This window comes from Bacillus sp. FSL W8-0848 (genome assembly GCF_038007805.1).
Taxonomy (GTDB): Bacteria; Bacillota; Bacilli; order Bacillales; family Bacillaceae; genus Bacillus; species Bacillus glycinifermentans.
In genome coordinates, this window is the sequence record NZ_JBBOYB010000001.1 from 225945 (window position 1) to 247436 (window position 21492).

General features: G+C 43.5%; 27 protein-coding genes and 1 pseudogene. 15 read left to right on the plus strand and 13 right to left on the minus strand.

The features are described from left to right. Positions 1-185 precede the first annotated feature (185 nt). Positions 186-1409, plus strand: a complete 1224-nt coding sequence (locus tag NSQ39_RS01310) for an MFS transporter (RefSeq protein WP_175075338.1) — start codon at positions 186-188, stop codon at positions 1407-1409. A gap of 362 nt (positions 1410-1771) precedes the next feature. Here NSQ39_RS01310 and NSQ39_RS01315 read toward each other — a convergent pair whose 3' ends face one another. Together NSQ39_RS01315 and NSQ39_RS01320 are read right to left on the minus strand one after the other, a co-directional pair. Then, complete coding sequence (locus NSQ39_RS01315) at positions 1772-2488, minus strand: N-acetylmuramoyl-L-alanine amidase (protein WP_175075336.1); 717 nt, start codon at positions 2486-2488, stop codon at positions 1772-1774. A 57-nt stretch (positions 2489-2545) separates the two neighbouring features. Beyond that, positions 2546-4096 (minus strand): MFS transporter, encoded by a 1551-nt coding sequence (locus NSQ39_RS01320; protein ID WP_175075335.1) that lies wholly within the window; start codon positions 4094-4096, stop codon positions 2546-2548. 270 nt (positions 4097-4366) lie between these two features. Between NSQ39_RS01320 and NSQ39_RS01325 the strand changes: the two genes are divergently transcribed. The 3 genes and pseudogenes from NSQ39_RS01325 to NSQ39_RS01335 all read left to right on the plus strand — a co-directional run bounded on the left by NSQ39_RS01325 (position 4367) and on the right by NSQ39_RS01335 (position 6079). Beyond that, positions 4367-5047 carry an aspartate/glutamate racemase family protein gene (locus tag NSQ39_RS01325; protein WP_175075334.1) on the plus strand — a complete coding sequence of 227 codons (681 nt, stop codon included), beginning with the start codon at positions 4367-4369 and terminating at the stop codon, positions 5045-5047. A 66-nt stretch (positions 5048-5113) separates the two neighbouring features. Next, a pseudogene (locus NSQ39_RS01330) lies at positions 5114-5445 on the plus strand (hypothetical protein); the annotation flags it as partial. Further along, the gene (locus tag NSQ39_RS01335) at positions 5432-6079 is read left to right on the plus strand and encodes an O-methyltransferase (protein WP_175075333.1); all 648 of its coding nucleotides are present in this window, start codon (positions 5432-5434) and stop codon (positions 6077-6079) included. The pseudogene NSQ39_RS01330 and the gene NSQ39_RS01335, both read left to right, overlap by 14 nt. Before the next feature lie 27 nt (positions 6080-6106). On the opposite strand, the gene NSQ39_RS01340 is transcribed toward NSQ39_RS01335, so the two are convergent. From NSQ39_RS01340 to NSQ39_RS01350, 3 genes are all read right to left on the minus strand, one after another. Next, positions 6107-6400, minus strand: a complete 294-nt coding sequence (locus tag NSQ39_RS01340) for a hypothetical protein (protein ID WP_046129100.1) — start codon at positions 6398-6400, stop codon at positions 6107-6109. 142 nt (positions 6401-6542) lie between these two features. Next, positions 6543-6713 carry a DUF6944 family repetitive protein gene (locus tag NSQ39_RS01345; RefSeq protein ID WP_341013994.1) on the minus strand — a complete coding sequence of 57 codons (171 nt, stop codon included), beginning with the start codon at positions 6711-6713 and terminating at the stop codon, positions 6543-6545. Beyond that, positions 6704-6856: a hypothetical protein gene (locus NSQ39_RS01350; RefSeq protein ID WP_341013996.1), complete on the minus strand. Its 153-nt coding sequence runs from the start codon at positions 6854-6856 to the stop codon at positions 6704-6706. Before NSQ39_RS01350 ends, NSQ39_RS01345 begins: the two co-directional genes overlap by 10 nt. A gap of 312 nt (positions 6857-7168) precedes the next feature. On the opposite strand from NSQ39_RS01350, the gene NSQ39_RS01355 reads away from it, so the two are divergent. Further along, the gene (locus NSQ39_RS01355; protein WP_254416484.1) at positions 7169-8404 is read left to right on the plus strand and encodes an MFS transporter; all 1236 of its coding nucleotides are present in this window, start codon (positions 7169-7171) and stop codon (positions 8402-8404) included. Positions 8405-8440: 36 nt separating this feature from the next. Here NSQ39_RS01355 and NSQ39_RS01360 read toward each other — a convergent pair whose 3' ends face one another. The 4 genes from NSQ39_RS01360 to NSQ39_RS01375 form a co-directional block, all read right to left on the minus strand. Further along, positions 8441-9199, minus strand: coding sequence for a class I SAM-dependent methyltransferase (locus NSQ39_RS01360; RefSeq protein WP_175075331.1), 759 nt, complete (start codon positions 9197-9199; stop codon positions 8441-8443). A 24-nt stretch (positions 9200-9223) separates the two neighbouring features. Beyond that, complete coding sequence (locus NSQ39_RS01365; RefSeq protein ID WP_175075330.1) at positions 9224-10654, minus strand: pyridoxal phosphate-dependent decarboxylase family protein; 1431 nt, start codon at positions 10652-10654, stop codon at positions 9224-9226. Between the two features lie 170 nt (positions 10655-10824). Further along, a complete protein-coding gene (locus tag NSQ39_RS01370) occupies positions 10825-10992 on the minus strand; it encodes a hypothetical protein (RefSeq protein ID WP_175075329.1) in 168 nt (55 codons plus the stop codon). 3 nt (positions 10993-10995) lie between these two features. After that, the gene (locus NSQ39_RS01375; protein ID WP_175075328.1) at positions 10996-11427 is read right to left on the minus strand and encodes a MarR family winged helix-turn-helix transcriptional regulator; all 432 of its coding nucleotides are present in this window, start codon (positions 11425-11427) and stop codon (positions 10996-10998) included. 194 nt (positions 11428-11621) lie between these two features. On the opposite strand from NSQ39_RS01375, the gene NSQ39_RS01380 reads away from it, so the two are divergent. Both NSQ39_RS01380 and NSQ39_RS01385 read left to right on the plus strand, forming a co-directional pair. Beyond that, on the plus strand, positions 11622-12077 hold the full coding sequence (locus NSQ39_RS01380; RefSeq protein ID WP_175075327.1) for a MarR family winged helix-turn-helix transcriptional regulator: 456 nt from the start codon (positions 11622-11624) through the stop codon (positions 12075-12077). Further along, positions 12074-14734, plus strand: a complete 2661-nt coding sequence (locus tag NSQ39_RS01385) for an MMPL family transporter (protein ID WP_175075326.1) — start codon at positions 12074-12076, stop codon at positions 14732-14734. Before NSQ39_RS01380 ends, NSQ39_RS01385 begins: the two co-directional genes overlap by 4 nt. A 46-nt stretch (positions 14735-14780) precedes the next feature. On the opposite strand, the gene NSQ39_RS01390 is transcribed toward NSQ39_RS01385, so the two are convergent. Next, positions 14781-15320, minus strand: a complete 540-nt coding sequence (locus tag NSQ39_RS01390; RefSeq protein ID WP_175075325.1) for a GNAT family N-acetyltransferase — start codon at positions 15318-15320, stop codon at positions 14781-14783. Between the two features lie 134 nt (positions 15321-15454). Here NSQ39_RS01390 and NSQ39_RS01395 point away from each other — a divergent pair, with 134 nt between their 5' ends. Continuing rightward, positions 15455-16072: a nitroreductase family protein gene (locus NSQ39_RS01395; protein ID WP_175075324.1), complete on the plus strand. Its 618-nt coding sequence runs from the start codon at positions 15455-15457 to the stop codon at positions 16070-16072. Positions 16073-16106: 34 nt separating this feature from the next. On the opposite strand, the gene NSQ39_RS01400 is transcribed toward NSQ39_RS01395, so the two are convergent. The 3 genes from NSQ39_RS01400 to NSQ39_RS01410 form a co-directional block, all read right to left on the minus strand. Further along, complete coding sequence (locus NSQ39_RS01400) at positions 16107-16763, minus strand: GntR family transcriptional regulator (RefSeq protein WP_175075384.1); 657 nt, start codon at positions 16761-16763, stop codon at positions 16107-16109. 112 nt (positions 16764-16875) lie between these two features. Further along, positions 16876-17613, minus strand: a complete 738-nt coding sequence (locus NSQ39_RS01405) for a sulfite exporter TauE/SafE family protein (RefSeq protein ID WP_175075323.1) — start codon at positions 17611-17613, stop codon at positions 16876-16878. A gap of 188 nt (positions 17614-17801) precedes the next feature. After that, positions 17802-18305 (minus strand): DUF1648 domain-containing protein, encoded by a 504-nt coding sequence (locus NSQ39_RS01410; protein ID WP_175075322.1) that lies wholly within the window; start codon positions 18303-18305, stop codon positions 17802-17804. A 157-nt stretch (positions 18306-18462) separates the two neighbouring features. Here NSQ39_RS01410 and NSQ39_RS01415 point away from each other — a divergent pair, with 157 nt between their 5' ends. The 7 genes from NSQ39_RS01415 to NSQ39_RS01445 all read left to right on the plus strand — a co-directional run bounded on the left by NSQ39_RS01415 (position 18463) and on the right by NSQ39_RS01445 (position 21028). Further along, a complete protein-coding gene (locus NSQ39_RS01415) occupies positions 18463-18930 on the plus strand; it encodes a hypothetical protein (RefSeq protein WP_175075321.1) in 468 nt (155 codons plus the stop codon). Positions 18931-18967: 37 nt separating this feature from the next. Next, positions 18968-19213 carry a hypothetical protein gene (locus NSQ39_RS01420; protein ID WP_046129088.1) on the plus strand — a complete coding sequence of 82 codons (246 nt, stop codon included), beginning with the start codon at positions 18968-18970 and terminating at the stop codon, positions 19211-19213. A 138-nt stretch (positions 19214-19351) separates the two neighbouring features. Beyond that, entirely contained in the window at positions 19352-19738 is a 387-nt protein-coding gene (locus NSQ39_RS01425; RefSeq protein ID WP_175075320.1) for an Hsp20/alpha crystallin family protein, read from the plus strand. A gap of 14 nt (positions 19739-19752) precedes the next feature. After that, the gene (locus NSQ39_RS01430) at positions 19753-19938 is read left to right on the plus strand and encodes a hypothetical protein (protein WP_175075319.1); all 186 of its coding nucleotides are present in this window, start codon (positions 19753-19755) and stop codon (positions 19936-19938) included. A gap of 15 nt (positions 19939-19953) precedes the next feature. Continuing rightward, positions 19954-20286, plus strand: a complete 333-nt coding sequence (locus NSQ39_RS01435) for a hypothetical protein (RefSeq protein WP_046129085.1) — start codon at positions 19954-19956, stop codon at positions 20284-20286. Between the two features lie 17 nt (positions 20287-20303). Beyond that, complete coding sequence (locus tag NSQ39_RS01440) at positions 20304-20648, plus strand: hypothetical protein (RefSeq protein WP_231947416.1); 345 nt, start codon at positions 20304-20306, stop codon at positions 20646-20648. Between the two features lie 119 nt (positions 20649-20767). After that, positions 20768-21028 carry a YiaA/YiaB family inner membrane protein gene (locus NSQ39_RS01445; RefSeq protein WP_175075318.1) on the plus strand — a complete coding sequence of 87 codons (261 nt, stop codon included), beginning with the start codon at positions 20768-20770 and terminating at the stop codon, positions 21026-21028. The last annotated feature ends 464 nt before the right edge of the window (positions 21029-21492 follow it).

Consider the following 21492-nt stretch of genomic DNA (forward strand, 5'->3'; position numbering starts at 1 on the left):
TAATATAATACAGTTTTTATTTTATATCAAATTTCAATAATATAAAGGAAATTATATTAAGTTACAGTATTTTATAATTAGATATAACAGTTATTGATTGCATGTAAAATGAAATCTAATAGTGTTGTTAATCGTCTAGTTATTTTAATATGTTATATGCTCTTGAGGAGAAAGGAGGGATTTTTGTGAAGAAAAGCTATTATTCTATTTTATTAAGCCAGACCACTACAAACTTAGGTTTTTCTCTATATACGATGGCAGTCATTTCATTTCTGTTCAACATGACGAACTCTACAGCAATCGCCTCTCTTGTGACATTCATCAGTATTATGTTTCGTATTATAGGAAGTGCTGTATTGCCGTTGGTTGCAACCCAATTTAACCTTCGTCTTACAGTAGTGATTTCTCAATTCATCCAAATTGTTTTGTTAGTATGCTTGGTTTATTTTCTTTTGCAAACGTATTCCTTTGAAATGATGATTTTCGTTTTCGTGATGATTGGCGGGATTTCATTTTTTAATGGGTGGTTTGCGCCTTTAAAAAGTGCGTTGATTGGCGAAATCATCCCTCCTGGTGAAAGAGTGAAAGCAAATGGATTATTATCAACAGTGGATCAAACGTTTCAATTTGTAGGCTGGTCGCTGGGAGGTCTTATCATCGCCTTTTTAGGAGAGGGATACACGATGATCATCACGATCCTTTTATTGTTGATATCGCTTTTTTTCATCATGTTTTGCCTTAGAACAAAACACCATGCCACTATAATCGGAAAAAGTACTCCCTATTTCAGTGTAATAAGCGGTTGGAAATACTTGTTTAAACAAAAGAACCTAAGAGCAATAATCATTATGGATGTAATCGAGTCATGGGCGGGAATGATTTGGATAGGGGCTGTCTCGTTGGCTTTTGTAAACGAGGCATTACATAAAGGCGAATCGTGGTGGGGCTATATAAATGGAGCATATTATTTAGGGGCGATGATCGGAGGATGTATCATCTATAAACTTTCCGGCAGATTCCAACATAAGTTAATAACTTTTATGTTAATTGGTGCTATCTCATATGGAATGTTAACTTTAATATATGGTTTTATAAGCAATGCATATTTAGCCCTTTTATTGGTTATTTTGATGGGGCCGGCTTATATCCTGAGAGACTTAGCACAGGAAACAATTATTCAGAACATAACAACTGAGCAAACGCGAGTAAACATTATGTCTGCAAGATCAGCTCTCGTACAGTTGATTTTTATGCTGTCCATTCTGGGTATCGGGTTTATTTCAGATTTGATTGGCGTACGATTCGTTTATATATCAGCAGGCATTCTTTTGCTGGCATCGGCATTATACGGTTTTTGGCAATTGCAGGCCAAGAAAAAATCAAATTACCATAAACAGATCAGCGTTTAACGAGTTCTTTTCGAAAATAAACCAATGACGTGTTGTGAAGGATCAAGCAAATTCCAAACAAAAAACCTAACCAAACGGTTAGGTTTTAAATTGTTCATATCCTGTCGTTAATCTTATTCGTCTATCGTTCCAAACTGGACTCCCAGTTGTCATAAACGGTTTGGGAAGCGCCCCAGCTTAACCATGATACAAGGATGGGAGAGCTATTTTCTTCTACAACCCAATATTCCCAACGTCTTTTTTTAGGATTTACATATATTCCTGATTTTTTGATTGTCTGCATGATACCTCCGTAAAAACCACCTGGTCGCTGTCGTATTAAGACAGAATCTGTTTCGTATTAAGACAGAATCTGTTTCGTATTAAGAACTAAAGTAATCAGATAACCCATGTACAATCCCATTGGCTGCTCTTATTTGATAAGTTTCTGACTGTATAGCCGATTCTTCGCCGGGATTTGAGATATAGCCAAGTTCCAATAATACCGCAAGTTTTGGATTTTCCCTCAAGACATAAAAGTCGCCGAAACGAACGCAGTTGCTTGGAAATCCGGTTTCATTGGATACGCTGCGTAGTACATTTGCAGCCAGCGATTTGTCAGCGCCTCCTTTGTAGTAATACACTTCAACCCCGCGGCTCAAATGAACAGGAGATGAGTTGTAGTGAACAGAAACAAATGCATATGTATGATAAGTGCTGCTGATCGCAACGCGGCTGTTTAAACTCAAATAACGGTCGGACGCGCGGGTCAGAATCACATGCGCCCCCTTTTCTTTTAGAAGAGAAGCAAGATGTGATGCTGTTCTTAGCGTATGATTTTTTTCAAGGGAACCGCTGTAGCCAATCGTTCCTGGATCGCTCCCTCCATGCCCGGCATCAATCACAATATTTTTTCCTCTTAAACTATTGGCATTTTGAGAGGCCGAGGTTCGAGAAACGGCAGAAGAACCTGATTGATTTGAATCTGATACCAACCATCCTGCGATCCAGCCCGACTGAGTGCTGTCCACTTGAATATGTACCCATTGACCCTTTTTTTCAAGGACTGGATATGTATCGCCTTGATTTCCGATTTTCACAACTTTATAGTCTGCCCCCAAGGGCTCAAGCGTATCCCTTGTCTTTTCGTTCGATCCCTACGTATTGTTTTGAAACTGTTTAAGCGCACGCCTGAATTCTTGATCACTCATTTTTCTCGAAATGTGCTTGAGTTGCCCGAGAGTCCGGTCATGAACGCGACGGGGAAGATGCTGTGAAATACCTGTATGTGTTTTTTGATGATGCGGTTTATGAGCAAGCTTATGCCCTTTTCCTGTAAGCGCCATTCCAAACGAGAAACATAAAATCAGCAGGCTCAGAATAAAGGAAATGAAGAAAAAATCATGATATGTCATCATGTGGGCCGCTTCAGTTTTGCCGGTATTCATCAAATGACAGGCCATGTCTTTTTTTAAGGCAAAACTTGCGATGATGGGTATCCACGCATAAGCGAACAGTCGAATAAACTGAACGGCGACCATCCTTTGCACCAGGTCCGGCAGCGGACCTCCTAAAGCAGCCCCCATGAGGCCGGATGCTACGGTAAACCCGACGCCGGCCAATAAAATCATAAAATTGCAGGCATACATATACAACGGGACATGATTGCCCAATAACAGTCCTTGCAGAACGGCGGCCATGATACATATCGATCCTAAGATTCCGATCATGCCCGGGCCGAGTTTGTCATACAGCAAGGCGCTGAGCAGCGCTGAGATCCCGACGCCGCAAATGAAGAATAAATAGAAAAGCAGGAAATCATGGTGTGAAATCCCGTTATCTTTCAGCATTCCTTGCAGGGAAGACAGGCTGAACACCATGCACATATAACCTAAAACAATGACTAGCAGCCCCAATATTGGCTTTGGACGCAACAGCAATTTGAACGGGAGGAAGGGTTTTTTCATGTAACATTGCGTTGTAAATAAAATCACAAAGAGGAGAAGACTTGCCCCCGCACTTTCCCATACATAAGGAGAGGACAATCCCCGTTTTAAAAAGCCGATGAACGTGAGAACCGTCAAAGCAGAAACGATTCCCGACAGGATAAATCCGATAACATCAAAGGGATGTCTGGTCTCTGTCGAATGTTCGTTTTGAAGAAAGATGCGGCTCAAAGCAATTCCGATGAATGAACATGCGCCGGCTGCATAACATAACCATCTCCAGTGGCCGGAAACAGAAGAGATCGCCCCGAAAAACGTTCCCAAAATGGCAAAGCCGAACAATCCGCCGACAAGGACAAACAATGCAAAATTTCGAATGCTGATTGGGAATGAAAGGACCAGCATGGGAATCATCATCATGAGCACTGTCCCCGTGCCGATCCCCTGCAGCATGCGGCCGATTGTCATCCATAACAAATTCGGAGATGCTCCGCATATCAATGCGCCCAATATAAAAAGACACATTGAGGCGACATACGTTCTCAAAGCACCGATTCGATGCCGCAGAAAAGGACCGAACGGAACGAATAAACCAAAAGCGACGGCTCCAACGACAAACGGAATAAGAGCTGCATTAGCTTCGGCATGAAACGTCTGCTGCACCAGCCTTTGCGCTGAAGTAAACGCACTATTCATCATTAATCCGGGGCCGATTGACAAGACTGCCAATAATGAAATTCCCCAGTGTTTACTTATTTTCATACTGCAATTCCTTTCTTTTCTTGCTTGTTCATCTGGTTGATATTCGATAAAAAAGACGCCTTCAGAAATAAAAGGCGCCCGTTTAGGAGAAAACAGGTCTGTTGTAATGCCATCGAGAAACTTTTAGCTTCTGTTATACTAGTATTTCTTTCAAACGAAAAGGCACCCCGGATATGCGCCGCAAATGACCTTCCTCTTTTCTGTCATTTCCTTCAGGTGATGGTGATGCATGGTATAATTTGAATATCAGTGTAAAAAGGAGGAGCAACGATGATAGGAATACTTGCGGGCATGGGGCCGAAATCGACCGGGCCGTTCGTTGATAAAGTAGTAGACGAGTGTCAAAGAATGTATGGGGCAACATATGATATAGATTTCCCGCATATGATGATTTATTCGTGTTCGACTCCTTTCTTTATTGATCGACCCATTAATCATGAAGAGATGGAAGCGGCAATTATAAAAGGCGCCCGTAAGCTTGAACAAACAGGGGCCGATTTTATTGCGATACCTTGCAATACGGCACACATCTATTTTCAACAGCTGCAACATTCGGTTTCAGTACCGCTCTTAAACATGGTCGATGAAACGATGAAAGCCATACCCGGACATTCAAAAAAGATAGCCTTATTAGCTACTGATCCGACAGTTCAGTCGGGCATTTTTCAAGATGCTTTTTTGAAAAACGGCCTGGATTATATCCATAAAGATCATTGGCAAGCGCGTGTGAACCAAATCATACAAATGATTAAAACAGGTCAAACAGACGAAGCCGTTCAATTGTGGGAAACGTTCTCTAAAGAACTAACCGGGGAAATTGACGCGGCTGTGATTGCCTGTACGGATTTAAATGTCGTGACAGATAAACAATCAGCCATTCGTTGCATTGATTCATCATCTTGTCTCGCCAAAGCGATTGTGCATAAATATCTTGCATTGACGGGTCGTTAATCCGTTGGCATGACCCCATACATTTGATTCAAGACGTGCAGAAAATGAGCACATAAAGATCTTAAAAAAGAGGGACATCATCATCGCGGCTTAGCATAAAAAAGGAAAAGGCGGACCAAAAACGTTCCGCCGGGGAAGAGCGATTGCTTTTTTGGAGATGATGAATCTTAACCGTTCGACCATTAAGAAACAGTTGGAAGAGGCTGAGTTTCAATCGATCCAGCAAATATTTCGGTGAATTAAAAGCGATTGATATGGTGATCAACGAATTTATTCAATTGTTTGACATACAGGAAGGGGAAGCGGCGGAAATACCGAATAAGACAGAGGAAGAATCGGATCGAAATGAGGCTTCAGACAAAAGTGAGAAAGGAACTGAACCCGATGAAACAAATTAGCCGTTATATCGACTCAGTGTTTCCATGCCAGGATGCCCTTTTGCAGGAAGTCCTTTCGTCCATAAAAGAAAACGGAATGCCTTCCATATCGGTAACTCCCTCGTCCGGAAAACTTCTGACGATGCTTGTATCGATTTCAGGGGCTAAACGCGTTCTCGAAATCGGAGCGCTCGGGGGATACAGCGGGATTTGCCTCGCGAGGGGGTTCGGCAGCGAAGGAACGTTAACTTCTCTTGAATTAGAAGAGAAGTACGCAAAGCTGGCACACAGCAATCTTTCGAAAGCGGGCTTTGGTGATCAAGTCGCATATATGACCGGACCGGCTTTGGAAAGCCTTGAAAAACTTGTCCGCGATCATAAGCGATTCGACTTCTTCTTTATCGATGCCGACAAAGGAAATTATGAAAATTACCTCGCGTATTGCATCAAGCTTTCAGAGCCTGGTGCGGTCATCGTTGCCGATAATGTACTTGCAGGCGGCAGTGTAGCAGATCAGGACGCTGAATCTAACCGTCGGACCGAATTGATGAGGTCATTCAATGAAACCGCGGCAAGCCATCCCCGATTAGAATCCCTTCTCATTCCGATCGGCGATGGGATGACCATTTCTAAAGTGAAAAATTCAGCTGTTTGATTTGGGATTCAAACAGCTGAATGGATCTTAGTACGGATGCTGAGGCAACGGGGTCCCCGGCGGTCTCCACCAAGATTCAACGGTTTTCCAAGCGTTATGATAATGATAGCCTCTTCCCATCAAATATCCAATTGCGACCGCTTCCCTTAATGCGTGCCGGTAACCGAGATGCTGGGCCTCGCGCAATCCGTGTCTGACAACCGGATCTATGGCTGTCAGTGTTTGCTGTTTAAGGTTGGGATCCCGGTAATATAAGTCTGGATATAGATCTGGTTGAAGGTGAGGAACATAATCAGGAGCTTGATGGTAGCTGATATCCAATTTAATATCTCCCCCTTTTTGAGATAATGTATGCTGATATGGGTAGTTGCGGAATAGGCGATAAACATGTCCTTATCATTTTTCCGGGGATTGAGCAGTTTCGGAAAAGAGAGGTATTCGGGTGGACGGAATGATGCAAAAATTAATCGCTTTCTGCTGCGGCTTCGATTCCATTTCCGATTGATTGGATCAGCGGGCCTAAAACATCCAAAGCGACCCCTTTTTTGTCTTTTTCATTCTTTCCTTGTATTTCAGCCAAAGCAGCCTGAATGCCGTTGCCTAACGCCTGAATCAAATTTCCTTTTATCTGCAATTCAATTCCTTCTTTTTTTTCTCCTCTTTTTCAGATAAAAATTTCGTTTGGCCAATTGCTTGAATATAGGATCCATAGGTTTGTATCCATGAGCTTATCGCATTCAGTTCATCTATTACGTCTTGTGAATCTTGTTTTTTCATTTCATCCCCTCTCTTTCCGGCCCGTTAATTCAATATAATCAAAAATGTATATTTTGGACTAGGTGCTCTGAACAGTAAGGAGCTTTTTACATGTTTAACACGACTAAAGACAAGGTATTTGATAAATGGCCCTTGTCTTTTTTTGTATAAAAAAGGGGTTTGGAGAAATACTTAGTATACCGCTTGAGATGGCTTGGGTCTCAAAAAAAAAGGGGGCATGCAGGTAAAATGAGTGTAAAAACCATAATGGATGAGTCTCCTTTTACGTCTTTCCACCGTAAATTGACGATTTATACTTGCGGGGGCCCGTTCTTGGATGGTTACATTTTAACGATTATTGGCGTTGCTTTAACACAAATGACGACACAGCTTGATCTGACGACATTTTGGAGTGCGATGGTGGGGGCTTCTGCTCTTTTAGGTTTATTAGTAGGAGGGGCATTATTTGGCTATATTACCGATCTGGTCGGCAGGCACGTGATGTATACCCTTGACCTGATTGCTATATTCATATTTTCGGTACTGCAATTCTTTGTCAATAGCGGACTTGAATTAACCATTATCCGCTTTTTAATGGGAGTCGCCATCGGGGCCGATTACCCGATTGCTACAGCGTTGCTTGCTGAATTTTCCCCCAAAAAACACCGGGGAAGAATGCTGGGAATCTTAATGTCCATGTGGTATTTAGGAGCTCTCGTATCTTATATCGTCGCCTTTCTGTTGATGAATCTCGGTGACAGCGCCTGGCGCTGGATTCTTGCCAGCAGTGCTGTTCCTACATTGATTCTGCTTGTCATGAGATGGGGAACGCCTGAGTCGCCGCGCTGGCTGTTAAGCAAAAACCGCGTAGAGGAAGCTGAGGACATCATTAAAGATGTATATGGAGAAGAAGTAGACCTTTCACATGAAACCGGAAAAGTGGAAAAAACGCGTTTTAAAAAAATGTTTGAGGGCATTTATTTAAAACGCACCTTGTTTATCGGGCTGTTTTGGACATTTCAAGTAATTCCGACCTTTGCGCTTTACACCTTTGCCCCGCAAATTTTAGGGGCATTTGGATTAAAAGGAGAGAACACTTCTTTCATCAGTGAAGTCGTGATCAGTTTCTTCTATTTAATCGGCTGCATCCCGGCTTTGTTGCTGGTCAACCGAATCGGCCGCCGCCCTGTGATCATATGGTCTTTTTTCATGATGACAATCGGAATGCTGATTTTAGGCATTTTTCCAAACGCATCTATTTTCGTTGTTCTTCTCGGCTTTTCCATCTATGCTTTCTTCTCCGGAGGTCCGAGTGTTCTGGATTACATTTATCCAAACGAACTCTTCCCGACGGATATTCGGGCATCAGCAGTCGGAATGGGAACCGCATTCAGCCGGATCGGCTCATTTATAGGAACATTCCTCCTGCCGTACTCGTTAACGTATTTAGGCGTGTCTGCTACCATGATCATCATGGCTGTCCTGACCGGAATCGGACTGATTGTATCGATTGCATGGGCGCCGGAAACAAAAGGGAAGACACTTGCCGAGGCGAGCGGATCTGAATAATCGGGCCGTTGACGAAACCGGCAGCGGCTCCGTTTTTCAGCTTTTTCGCAATTTAAAAACGATAAAATCAGGACATCTGAAATCTTCTTCGAATGACGGATATTTTTTCAGCATCTCTTCTGACGGCTTTGGTTCTATTATGCCTTCCAGCATGAAGCCCGTTTTAATCAAAGTGTTGATGTAACTCGTCAAGGTTCTATGGAAGAACAGCATATTCTCCCGATCGCCAAACCTTTGTTCGTATGTACCTTCATAAAAATATTGATCTACATTCCAATGCAGCTTTTTGCCGTCTTTCGATTTCTCCCAGCCGCTTTCCGGCGTAATGAAGCAGGGATGCAAACTCGAAAAAATAAAACATCCGCGGTCTGTCAGCAGCCGATGCATTTCCTGAAACGCTTTTTCATAATCCGCGAGGTCTTGTATGACCATATTCGATATGATCAAGTCAAAGCTTTTGTCTTCCAACATATTCAAGTCTTCACAGTTCCCGTGCCGATACTCAATCGGCAAATCATCCGGCGTTCTTTCCTTGGCGATGTCGATCATTCTCGGCGAGTAATCGACAGCTGTTACAGCTGCTCCGGCCTTGGCCAGCAGCCTGCTGAAATACCCTTCACCGCACCCGGCGTCAAGCACGCGTTTATTCTTTACCGTTTCAATGAGAGAAAAAATAGCAGGATTTAAAAACACTTCTTTATGAATGTCTCCCAGTTCGGTATGATTGGCGGCGTACGCATCGGCAAATCGGTTCCATCTTTGAATGGCTTCTTCTGTGCCAACTTTATTTGTCATATTTCTCCTCCTTTTCAAAGTCTGTTACCCCTGTTCATAAAACTCATCAATTTTTTCAAAAACTCTTTGAATAAGGGTATTTGAGATAAAAGGATTTAATAAAACGGCGCGGAGCCAGCGGCTTCCTCTAAATGCAGGCAATGAAAAGAAGATGTTTTCTTCATTCAACAAAAACTGCTGCAATTCGAGATTCCAGTGATCCCATTGAGCTTCATCAACGTCATGAGGAACGCCTCTAAAGCATACAACATTTGTATCCGGCTCGCCGGACAGTTCGAGATAGTGACGCTGTTTCACCTGCTTAATAAATTCGTCTTTTAATGCGAGGCTTTCATGCAACAGCTCCCTGTATCCTTTTAATCCGATGTGTTGAAGCGATAAATATAATTTTAGGATATCCGCATGCCGCGTGCCTTGAACGCTTATTTCGCCCAGGTTTGCAAAGTCGGTTTCGTTCATATATGGGGCGGAAATGCGAAAATCGGTTTCCAAAACGCCGCGATTTTTGAACAAAACCATTGCACAAGTCTTCGCGACGTACATCCATTTTTGCGGATTGAATGTGATGGAATCGGCCATTTCGATACCGTTCAGCTTGTCGCGGTAAGCTTCTGAAAAAATGAGTGCTCCCCCGTATGCCGCGTCGACATGCAGCCACAATCCGTTTTCCTTTGCGGTGTCAGCGATCGATCGAATGGGGTCGATGCTTCCTGTTACCGTCGTTCCGGCCGTGGCTGCAATTGCAAATGGAATCTTTCCTTCATTTTTTGCCTGACTGATTTTCTTTTTTAAATCGTCAAGATCCATTTTCGAATCGCTGCTGCTTTTCACCGGGATAATGCTGGAGGTTCCCAGGCCCAACAGCATTGCTGCTTTATGCAAGGAAGTATGGCTGACGTCTGAAGCAAAGATAACCGGCTGTCCGGTAAGTCCGAATAACCCCGATTCCTTTACCTTCAATTGACGATTGCGCGCTGCTGCAAGCGCTTGAAGATTCGCGAGGCTTCCGCCGCTTGTCATCACGCCCCCTGAGTTGTCATCGTATCCAAACATACGGGCGACGGTGCCCATAAGCTGTACTTCCATTTTTGAAAAGACAGGCGACATTTCCAGGCTCAGCATATTGTTGTTCACTGAAGTGCTGACGAATTCGCCCAGACAAGACATTAGAGACGGAATGGAATCCATATGACCCATATAATCCGGACTTAGAGGATTCATGGAGTTTTTTACAATCGCCTGCAACTTTTTTAAAAGCTCTTCTAATTCGATCCCAGTCTCGGGTATATCTCCGTAATACGATGATTCCGGGGAAGGCAAAGTGCGGTGATTCCCGGCGCTGCTTGCGTGCTCAATGACGAATTTGACGACTTGATCAACAATGTTCATAATTTCCTTAATATTCTGACCATTTGGATCGATAAAGGCGTTCTTAGGCAAAAAGGATAGCTTCATAGTACACACGCTGCTTTCTTTCACATTTTTCTCAATTATAGCATTGTGGTCATTCAGGAGTTCAAAAATTTAGAATCTGTTTGTGCAACAGGCATTTTCAGGGAAGGAGAAATTGACGGAAATCAGCCTGATCAAGCGGCGGTTGCTATGATAAAGAAAAAGCCCGTCAGTCAGGCTCTTTTTTCCGTTTTCGCTTTCATGCTTAACCGAAGCGTGATGACGGAAGCTGCGATGACGCCGGTCACAAGGCATTTGTACATATCCTTCAACAGAAGTCCCGACACCACGCCGGTGATCACTCCCAAACAGATGATTGTAACGCGTTCTCTTTGATTCATGTTTTAATCCTCCATCTTTTTCAATAATACGTTCGCTTTGTGAAGCGCAAAGTGTAAATCGATGAGCTCTTCATCGCTCAATTTATTGAGATTGCCGCTGAACGTTTCATAAATCCTCGTCCATTTTTTTTCGACCATTCCCTTGCCGAGAGAAGTCAAAGAGACGAGGACGGCGCGTTTGTCTTTAGGATCGGGCGCTTTTGTCACATAGCCGTCGGCTTCCAATGAGCCGATGACGTTCGTCAGCTGCTGTTTTGCGATATTTAACCCGGTGCTGATGTCTTTCATGTTTAAGGCTCTTTTTTGCATATACATAAATTCGATGACGTGATTTTGCATATGCGTCAGCCCTGTCGCATCTTTGTTTAATTCGCTGAACCCGGCGAATACGTTAGGGATCAATTCGATATATTCTTTTGCAATTTTTTCTTTCATGGATATCACCGTCTTTTAGTAATTGTATTATTACTATATGTCAGACAAGTCAATTTAATTTCATTAAAAAGGTTCAAAATCGTTTACTAATACCCGAATTAATAAAAATATTGACACCATATAGTTTAACGGTATAAACTATATGACATGCGAATAAAGTTTAGCGGTGTAAACTAATGCAGAGGTGAATCCTTTTGGATGAAAAGAAATTGTGCCAGGCGATCGATCTCTTTGCAGAAGTATTGTTTGTCGGCACGGAATTTGTACAGCGTGAAATTGACCAGGATGTGTTTCAGCACATTTCAAGGGAACAGGCTGATTTATTAACCGTTTTAAAAATTAAAGGACCTTCCACTCCGGGAAGCCTTGCGCTCATACAAAATGTACATAAAAGCGCCGTTTCCAACAGGCTGAAGAAGCTGCTTGAAAAAGGACTCGTTGAATGGGATGACTCTCCTGTCCAGCACGATAAACGTTCCAAGCTTATCAAAATTACGGAGCAAGGCGAAAACGTCATGGAAGAATTAGATTCGGCCATTTTTAAGGCTTTAAAAAAAGTGATTGATGATACAGATGAGGAGCACTTGGATTCCTTTATCGAGATATTCAAGATGTTAAAACAAAAATTTAAAGGAGACGTGACGGAATGAGATTGATCGTCAAATACAAATGGATCATTGCCGCATGCGTTTTGGCACTTACGGTCATCTTAAATTTATTTTCCCCGAACCTGACCGAGCTGGCGAATCAAAAGGGGCAGGTGCAGCTTCCTGCTGATTCGGTATCTGAGAAGGCAAAGGAGATTCTGAAAGATGCAGGGGAAAATAATAATACAATCAGCGTTGTTTTTTCGCTGGATCACGCCTTTAAGAAAGACGAAAAAGAAAGCATGCGCGATGCAGCGGATCAGATCAAAAAGATCGAAGGCGTGAAAGGCGTTACATCTCCTTTTTCAGGCGACAGGGAGATACAAGATCAACTGATATCAAAGGATAAGAAAACGGTCCTCATTCCCGTTACGGTCACAGGATCGGATAAACAAGTGGAAAAGATCGCGGATCGTATTTATCAAATCGTTCCCGAAGACTTGACGGCATACATTACAGGAGCGTCTCTCATTAATCAGGACTTTGCACACAGCTCAGAGGAAGGGCTGAAGAAAACCGAAGTTATCACGGTCTTTTTAATTATCGGTTTGCTTTTGGTTGTGTTTCGGTCAGTCGTAACGCCTTTTGTTCCGATTATCGCTGTCGGTTTTTCCTATTTGATCAGCCAATCGCTGTTGGCGATCCTGGTTCATCATGTTGATTTTCCGATTTCGAGTTTTACACAGACGTTTTTGGTGGCGATCCTGTTCGGGATCGGGACGGATTATTGCATCCTTCTTCTGACGCGCTTCCGCGAAGAGCTGGCAAACGGGCATGACAAAATAGAGTCGACTTTGATCGCTTACCGCACAGGGGGGAAAACGCTCTTTATCAGCGGCTTTGCCGTATTGATCGGTTTTTCCTCTCTCGGGTTTGCCAAATTTGCGATATTCCAATCTGCCGTAGGTGTCGCTGTCGGGGTCGGCGTATTAATGATCATTTTGTATACGCTGCTTCCGTTGTTTATGGTGACCCTGGGTGAAAAATTATTTTGGCCGTCCAAAAAAGTGCTTTCACACAGCGACAATAAATTGTGGGCGTTTCTTGGCAGACATTCGGTTGCGCGCCCGTTCTTGTTTATCATCATCACGGCCATCATTACAGTTCCGTTTATGTTAACGTATGATGATCAAATTTCTTTCGATTCCACTTCGGAAATCAGCAGCAGCTATAAATCGGTAAAAGGCCTTGAGGCGATAAAAGAAGGGCTTGGAGAAGGAAAAGCCTTTCCGGTGAATGTCGTCATCAAAGGTGAAAACAAGCTGACGACGGCTGAAACGATTCCTTATCTCGGGAACGTCAGCAAAGCCGTTGAGAAGGTGGATCACGTCGATTCGGTGATGACGATCACGCAGCCGACGGGAAAGGAAATTGAAGACCTGTCGATTGATCACCAGCTTGGGGCGGTTTCAGACGGACTTGATAAAGCGACAAAAGGCCTCGGCGATGTTCAAAAAGGTTTAACTGATGTAGAAGCGGGCCTAAGACAAATCGCGGGGCAAGCCGCAGATTCTGCCGGGAGCGGACAATCGGGCGGTTCGCTGGGGGATGCAGCCGATGGGTTAGGAAAAATCAACAGCCAGCTCCAGCTCATCAGCAAACAGATGGCTCAAACGGGCAGCACCGCACAGTCGGTGCCTCAGCTGACTGCAATCAGCGGCCAGCTTGGACAGATTCAAAGCGGGCTTGAGCAAGCCGATCAGCAGCTTGCAGGACAAAAACAGCAGGCCGGAACGCTGAAAGCAAGCTTAGGCAAGCTTGCAGACGGTGTGAAGAGTGCAAATGCCGGTCTTTCAAAAGTGACTGGCGGCATCACGGCTTCCGCTGATATGCTGAAGGATATGAGCAAAAGCTCTGCAGTGAAGGATACGGGGATATTCATTTCTGACCAGGTCATGAAAAACAAAGAATTTAAGAAGTCGATCGACAATTATTCATTTTCGGACGAAAAAGGCGTTCAATTAAGCGTGGTGCTCGACATCAACCCGTATTCGGAACAGGCCATTACAACGGTTAATCAGATCAAAAAAGCCGTCGCCGATGAAGTCTCAGGCACTCCATTGAAGGATGCAACGATTGCGTACGGCGGAGTCTCCAGTCAGAACGCCGATTTAAAAGAGCTGTCGACGACAGACTTATCCCGCACGATGGCGATTATGGTCATAGGTTTGTTTGCGGTGCTGACGATTTTGTTCCGTTCCATGATCATGCCCATCTATATGATTGCGTCTCTGTTTATCACATATTACACGTCGATATCGATTACGGAGCTGATTTTTGTCCGGGTCATGGGCGACGACGGGGTCAGCTGGGCCGTTCCATTCTTCAGCTTTGTGATCCTGATCGCTTTAGGGGTGGATTATTCGATTTTCCTGCTTGACCGGTTTAAGGAAGAGGTGCACCTCGGCATCAGCCAGGGCATCGTAAAGTCCATGAGCAAGATGGGGTCTGTGATTATGACGGCAGCCGTTATTTTGGCAGGTACATTCGCCGCCATGATGCCATCAGGGGTCAATACGCTGATGCAAGTGGCGACAGTCGTCATTGTCGGCCTTCTGTTATACGGACTCGTCATCCTGCCGCTGTTGATTCCGGCGATCACTGTGACGTTCGGAGAAGGCAACTGGTGGCCGTTTGGCAGAAAAAAGAGCGAAGAATAAAGCAAGAGAGTGATGAACAATCGATGTTCATCACTCTTTTTTAGATTTAAAACGTCAAATACCAGTAAAGCGCGATTTCATCTTGATGTTGATCCATCCCTTTATATAAGCATAGATCAAACCCGCCGATTTCAAATCCGCAGCTTTCATAAAATTTGCATGCTTTCACATTGTTGTTCTGCGTTTCCAGCGTGATCCCCGCCAGGCCTTTTTCCTGCGCCCAGCGTTTGACTTGCTCCATTAGTCTCCGCCCGATTCCATTGCGTCTAAACGCTGAATCGACTTTGATGTCCTCGATATAGGCATATTCATTCCAGTTCCGTTTGACTGCGGCAAGTCCTGCAGGCTGATTGCCGGCAAACGCCAAATAAACGGCTTGATCGGGATTATCGAGATATACAGAGTAATCAGCGGGCTCTGATTCTTCCGTATAGCTTTTTTCGTAGCTTTGAATTGGTTTTACCGAATACCGGATTTTATTTTCCTCAAGCGTGAGAAGCAGAACCGAGTCTACGACGAAACTGTCATCGATATCGGGCAGCCGGCCCAGATCCCCGCTTGCCATTTTTCTAATGGTTATGTTCATGCTCTGAGTTCACCTCATTTCCAACATCGTATCATAACAGCGAAGCGAGCGTCGCTAAACAATAGGGAGCTTATCGCCGATTATATAAATAAGGAAACTTATCGGAAAAGTATAGATGAATGGAGTTTTTGAGAATGGAATTTAACGAGCTTATCGAAACGCGACACTCTGCAAATAATTTCCTGGAAGATGTTCAAATCACGGTGAAAGATTTGGAGCCTATCTTTGAGGATATCAAGCTTGCGCCTTCGGCGTTCAATTTGCAGCACACAGAGTATAAAGTGGTATTGGATAAGGATTTAAAAGAAAAAGTCAAGGAAGCTGCGAACGGCCAATATAAAGTGCATTCAGCCTCTGCCGTGATTTTAGTGACGGGAGACCGCTACGCCTACCGGCAAACGGAAAAAATCAACGAAGGCATGAGGGATTTAGGAATTATTAAGGACTTTGAGCTGCAGGAAATGATCGAAAACAATACCCATTTTTACGAGTCGCGCGGGGAGCAATTCATGAAGGAAGAGGCGATTCGCAATGCTTCTCTTTCTGCGATGATGTTTATGCTCGCCGCCAAGAACCGGGGATGGGACACCTGCCCGATGATCGGATTTGACAGCGATCAAGTTCGCGATCTGCTGAAGATCCCGGATACACATGAAATCGTCCTCATGATAACGATCGGCAAAGAAAAAGAAAGCAACCGACGCTTGAGAGGATATCGCAAGCCGGTTAATGAATTTGTTTCTTTCTATTAGAAATGAGAGGCGGCCGTAAGAAAGGCCGCCCTTTTTATTGATGAGACAGCACTTCGGCTAAGTGGTCAAGATCAAGCTGAAGGTGGCGAATCATCGCTTTTGATGCCTGCTCGTCGTCTCTTTGTTTCATATGGCGGAAAATTTCCCGATGCTGCTCCAAAATGGCTTCAGCCCGTTTTTCTCCTTCAAAATTCAAAATACGGAAATAATAAATTAACCCTTCCAAATCGTTGAGCTGTTTCCGCAATAGACTGTTTTTTGTATATTGGACAATTAAGTTGTGGAATGTATCATTTAATTCGATAATCGTGTTTTGATCTTTGGATTGAAGGATGGCTTCCTCCGTTTTTTGCAAAACGTCTTCGATCGTTTTCAGTTCCTCTGCCGTTGCAATTCTTGCCGTCAATCCCGCAGCAAATGATTCAAGCGCCATCCGGCAAAAATAGATTTCTTCAACGTCCTTGATTGTCGGCTGATAGACCTTCACTCTTGAGTCGATGACGATGAGCCCCTCTTTTTCCAGAACCCTGATCGCTTCTCTCAAAGGGCTTTTGCTGACGCCGAGCTCCTTGGCTAACTTCGCTTCGGCGATTCGTTCACCGGGTTTTAATTTCCCTTCAAATATCATTCGCTTAATCGCATGGTAGGATTGTTCATAAAACGGTTTTGGTTTTTCAATCACGCTTCTCATCCTCGTATTCGTTCTCATTTCGTATTTTACCACAGGTTCCTTCGTTATCCCCCACTATAACCACTCCAAGTGCAGGATAAACAAAATGCCCGGCCGCAAGCCGGGCACTGAATTAAAATAAGAGAATGAACCCCGAAACGGCGGGAGTTAAAAATAAACCCGATTTCAAGACGACTTTCGGCAGGACATTGGTAAATTTAGCCCCGACATACGCGCCGCACATCGTACCGATCAGGATTTTGACCAATAGGACATAATCGACGAATCCTTCTGAAATATAGCCGACCCCACCGCCTAATGAGAGCGGAATAATGACGAGCATTGTCGTTCCTACGGAATGGCGAATCGACAGGTTCAGCATCATCATCAACCCGATTTGAATAAAAGGTGCAGAGCCGATTCCGAACGTTCCGGACAGGACGCCGGCCACGATTCCCAATAAACAGGCCTTGATCCAAAAGGCAAGGTTCGTTTCCTGCGCAGCTTCCTTTTCTTTCAAAAAGAATAATCTGATTAAAATGAGGATGGCCGATAAAAATAACATTCCCGCGGTCATATAATGCAATGAGCTTGAAGGTATCAGAGAAGTCAGCTTAGCTCCTACAAAGGATCCCGCTGCTGCAAAACAGCCGACGGTTAAGCCGATTTTCAGCTTGATATTTCCCTCGCGAAAGTGGCTGTACGTGCCCGATAAACTCGTAAAAGCCATGCCGGCCAGAGACGTTCCCAATGCTGTATGAATCGGAATGTGAAACAGCATCGTTAACAGCGCGATGACAAATCCGGCTCCACCGGCCCCGACAAAGCCAAGCAAAAGACCTAGTAAAAACATAACGAACACAATCGACATGTTGCTTCTTCTCCTTTATGAACACCTGAATATCTTTTTGTAGTCGACGGTATTCGGTCGACCATAATCGCTAAACAATATATTACTCTATTCATTTCATATTGACAAGCCGGGCCGGCATGGGGAAATTAATTTCAGCAAACCGGCCGAACATACAAAAAAGGCCCCGGCAGAGGACCTTTTTTAAGCTATCGTATCTTTCTGCGCCTGATCATGCTCGATGCAACAAGAAAACCGACGGCAAATAGGGCGATCGGTAAAAACCATTTGCCAAAACCGCTGCCCCATCCTAAAGCAATCGAGGCAGATTCGAGCAGAATGAAAGAGAATATGATGATACACACGTTTTTAAGTTGATTGATCAGTTTTCGGCTGTGCAAATAAAAGCGTTCTGCGTTTGTCTCATTCAACCGTTTAGGATAATTGTGGATTTCAAAGTGCTTTTCCAATAGCGTCATAAGCAAGAGAATGAACATCCCGATTCCGGGCAATATGATCAGCTCCCATTTTGATCCCCAGCGGTCTGCTTCACCGAGTACGCCATAATGTACGGGCACTTTTTCAGGAAGCTTGCTCCAAATCAAGATCAAAAAGACGATCGACCCGGCATAGCATAAACAGCCTAACATATCCCAGACCTTTTCGCTTAGGGTCTTTGGAATGTTTGCTTTTTGTTCTGGTGAATTTGGCATCTTTCTCCCCCTCTTTATCTTTATACGGATGAAGTGTGAAAAAGTTTGATTTTTTGATCCTTTGAAAAGTGACCCAGAACTTTTATTCATGTCAAAACATATTGTAAAGTATTGAATTCAGATGCAATCACCGAAAAATATCGAGGACTGAAAAAAATTGAACCGTGACACAATCATCAATCAGGTCAATGTTTATCAAATCAGTGTAAATTCCATCGATACTTCTTCAGGAATTTTTGTCGGAACCAATTATGCGCATAATTGGTCTTCACATCGAAAAAACAATTACGGTTTCGGATCGATCAGCAATTCGCAGATTTCAAACAACTATAGTTATGTGACGGACAATGATATCGTCGACACGCCGATCCAAAATCAGCCGAACATCCTGCTTGGACCTAAGGAAGGAAATGTAAATGAAGTGGATATCGGAGAAATCAATGTTAACGTCATAGATACTTGTGCAGCCATTTCAGTCGGCGAAAATGAAGTGAACGGCTGGAGCGCGCACAGCAAGCGAATAGCCGGTCAAGGGAGATTTACCGGCACCGTTCAAAATTCCCAAAATACGACTCTTGTGATTGATAATGATGACAATGACTGTCAAATAAACGATTTTCACTAAAGGCTGCTTTTTGGTTCGAAAAAGGAAGGTGATTTGTTTGGCAATTGGATTTTCACTCGGCGCCGTCAATGTGAATTCACAAAATACAAACTGTGTCATTGCCATCGGGGAGAATCAATTAAATGGTTATGCTGCGCACCGGAAAGTTAACAACGGAATTGGTTTCTTGTCCGGAAACGTATTAAATCAAGCAAACGTGACATCGGTATTTGACCCTGACGGAGTCGACTCATTGATGAATTCCCTAAACTTTTCACCGGCAGTTCAGAATCAGGCTCTTTAAGATGTTGTGTAAAGAGCTTGATTTTGTTTTGAAATGAAGACAAGCCTCCTTGATATTCTTTTAGCATGACTTTCGTTAAAAGCACATATGGATGAATAAAGATGTAATGATTGGCAGATCTGCGGGAGGCTTTAAGCAATGGTAAAACCCCATTTTCATTCAAACGTGAAAGAGATGCTGGGAGAGGATTTTTCCAATCTCCTGTACGAGATCTCGCCATTTGTTGAACCGAGGGTGGATATCCTTCAATCAAACGGCGGCTTGATCATATCCGTTGATTTGGCAGGCGCGGGCACCGATGACTTTACCGTGAGAAAAACGAACCACGCACTGTGCATTGAAGGAATCATTGAAAACAAACTTGGTTCAGAAAATGAGAAAGTCATCATCCGCAGGGAACGGTTCTACGGACCTTTCAAAAGGGAGCTTCCGATCCCCGAGGAGTGCGATTTGCAGAGGATTCAAGCGGTATTTGAAAGGGGAGTCCTGGTGATCACCATTCCTTTCTATAAAAATAAACGATGATGAAGGAGAACGTGATGACATCGATAAAATACGGTTCTTTAAAAGTAAATGCGATCAGAAATTCTTCCGGAATATTTGTCGGAACCAACATGTTAAAAGGCAGAAAAAGCGAATCGTTTATCCGTGAAGGCTTTGGGTCAGTGAGGGGGAAGCATAATAAAGTCAGAGAGAATAAAGGTGTTGTGGAAAAGCGTTATTAAAAAGGAATGGGGCATATGAGCCAAGACGATATTCTAAAAAAACTCGATGAATTGTCTCAAAAAATCGACACACTCGAGACATCCCTCAACCATCGAAGCCATCCTTCTTTATTTTTGAAAATGGACGTGAAAGACCTTCATTTGCAGGAATTGAACCTCGAAGAATTCGCATTTCACCTCGACAACATCGAAATAAAGGATCTGAGCGGGATGCTGAATATGGGAAATGTCTTCTCCCCATATATCCATCCGAAACCGAAAAGACCGCCTCACCAAAAGAAAAAAAGGAAAACCGATGAAATCGAAGTGAAAATAAACGGAAAAGCAGTGCCTTATACGATCAATTAGACGAAAGGATGTTGGCCGTGAAACGTTTTTCCCCTTCATTTTTTATTGGAGCGATTTCGATCGGAACAGTTGAAGGCGCCTCATGCGTCAACCTCGGAAACAACCTGCCGAGCGGTTTTGTGAACTACAAAAAACAGAACCAGGGATTCGGCTCGATCTCCGGCGATCATAACGATATTCACGATATTTTGGCGTCCATAGAAGAAAAGGAGCCGAATGATGCGTTTCATTATGATGGATTACATTACGGAAAAAATGAACAGGTGTTGGAAAAGATCGAAAGCGAGATGCTCGATTCGGGGCTTGAAATTGAAGAGCAATACGATGGGGAGACGAGAGGCGGCCCGCCTTCCGTATATTGACTAGGTCTATGTAATCATGGCGTGACATATTTACTAAATTGTGTGTAAAAAGGAATATCATTCTTCTTTTAGGTGGATAAATCAAGTACAATAGTTTTAGTTTTTTAGGAGGTATTAAGATGCAGAAGTATAGACGAAGAAATACAACGGCTTTTACGGTCATGGCATATTTCACATTTTTTGCAGGCGTTTTTTTATTTTGTATCGGCCTTTACAATGCCGAAAACCTGCAGCTCAATGAAAAAGGCTATTACATCGCTGTGATGATTTTAGTGGCGGTAGGCGCGATTCTGACGCAGAAAGTGACGCGTGATAATGCCGAAGACAACGAGATCATTGCAGAGCAGGAAAGAAGACAGAATATGTCTAATATGGAGTAATTGATGGGGAAGGCATCGAAGGATGCCTTCTTTATTTTTTTGCGTTTAAATATGTTTTTGTATTTATTCTCCAGCAGGACATCAATCATTCCGATGATTTTTGTATGATTGGTTTTTTTTCTAAAGTGTAAAAAGTTTTGGTCTTTGTTTCTTTGCGATTTAGTGATCGTGCCGAACACCCAGATGGAGCTTGTTATCAGTAGTATCGTTAATATAAAAGGAAAAAAAGTATATTCAATGTCATACGAAATGGAGACGGCTTGACCAGTAAATATAGCAGTTATAATGCTGGCGGTGAAGGAGCTATAAAGCGAGGCTTTTATCACATGGCCGATTTTCAGCGTTGGCCCTGAAAAATAAACTTTCAACCGGTTTAACGTGGATAAATCTTGTTTTTCGAGGTATGCCATCAGCTCTTCATCGTTTTCGGCTTTCGATAACAATATTTCTTCTGCTGTTTGTTT

Coding starts and splice junctions, on each gene's coding strand:
- NSQ39_RS01320 (WP_175075335.1), bottom strand. CDS start 4,096: ATGAAAATAAGTAAACACTGGGGAATTTCATTATTGGCAGTCTTGTCA.
- NSQ39_RS01325 (WP_175075334.1), top strand. CDS start 4,367: ATGATAGGAATACTTGCGGGCATGGGGCCGAAATCGACCGGGCCGTTC.
- NSQ39_RS01335 (WP_175075333.1), top strand. CDS start 5,432: ATGAAACAAATTAGCCGTTATATCGACTCAGTGTTTCCATGCCAGGAT.
- NSQ39_RS01350 (WP_341013996.1), bottom strand. CDS start 6,856: ATGAAAAAACAAGATTCACAAGACGTAATAGATGAACTGAATGCGATA.
- NSQ39_RS01360 (WP_175075331.1), bottom strand. CDS start 9,199: ATGACAAATAAAGTTGGCACAGAAGAAGCCATTCAAAGATGGAACCGA.
- NSQ39_RS01365 (WP_175075330.1), bottom strand. CDS start 10,654: ATGAAGCTATCCTTTTTGCCTAAGAACGCCTTTATCGATCCAAATGGT.
- NSQ39_RS01370 (WP_175075329.1), bottom strand. CDS start 10,992: ATGAATCAAAGAGAACGCGTTACAATCATCTGTTTGGGAGTGATCACC.
- NSQ39_RS01375 (WP_175075328.1), bottom strand. CDS start 11,427: ATGAAAGAAAAAATTGCAAAAGAATATATCGAATTGATCCCTAACGTA.
- NSQ39_RS01385 (WP_175075326.1), top strand. CDS start 12,074: ATGAGATTGATCGTCAAATACAAATGGATCATTGCCGCATGCGTTTTG.
- NSQ39_RS01390 (WP_175075325.1), bottom strand. CDS start 15,320: ATGAACATAACCATTAGAAAAATGGCAAGCGGGGATCTGGGCCGGCTG.
- NSQ39_RS01395 (WP_175075324.1), top strand. CDS start 15,455: ATGGAATTTAACGAGCTTATCGAAACGCGACACTCTGCAAATAATTTC.
- NSQ39_RS01400 (WP_175075384.1), bottom strand. CDS start 16,763: ATGAGAAGCGTGATTGAAAAACCAAAACCGTTTTATGAACAATCCTAC.
- NSQ39_RS01405 (WP_175075323.1), bottom strand. CDS start 17,613: ATGTCGATTGTGTTCGTTATGTTTTTACTAGGTCTTTTGCTTGGCTTT.
- NSQ39_RS01410 (WP_175075322.1), bottom strand. CDS start 18,305: ATGCCAAATTCACCAGAACAAAAAGCAAACATTCCAAAGACCCTAAGC.
- NSQ39_RS01425 (WP_175075320.1), top strand. CDS start 19,352: ATGGTAAAACCCCATTTTCATTCAAACGTGAAAGAGATGCTGGGAGAG.
- NSQ39_RS01430 (WP_175075319.1), top strand. CDS start 19,753: ATGACATCGATAAAATACGGTTCTTTAAAAGTAAATGCGATCAGAAAT.
- NSQ39_RS01435 (WP_046129085.1), top strand. CDS start 19,954: ATGAGCCAAGACGATATTCTAAAAAAACTCGATGAATTGTCTCAAAAA.
- NSQ39_RS01445 (WP_175075318.1), top strand. CDS start 20,768: ATGCAGAAGTATAGACGAAGAAATACAACGGCTTTTACGGTCATGGCA.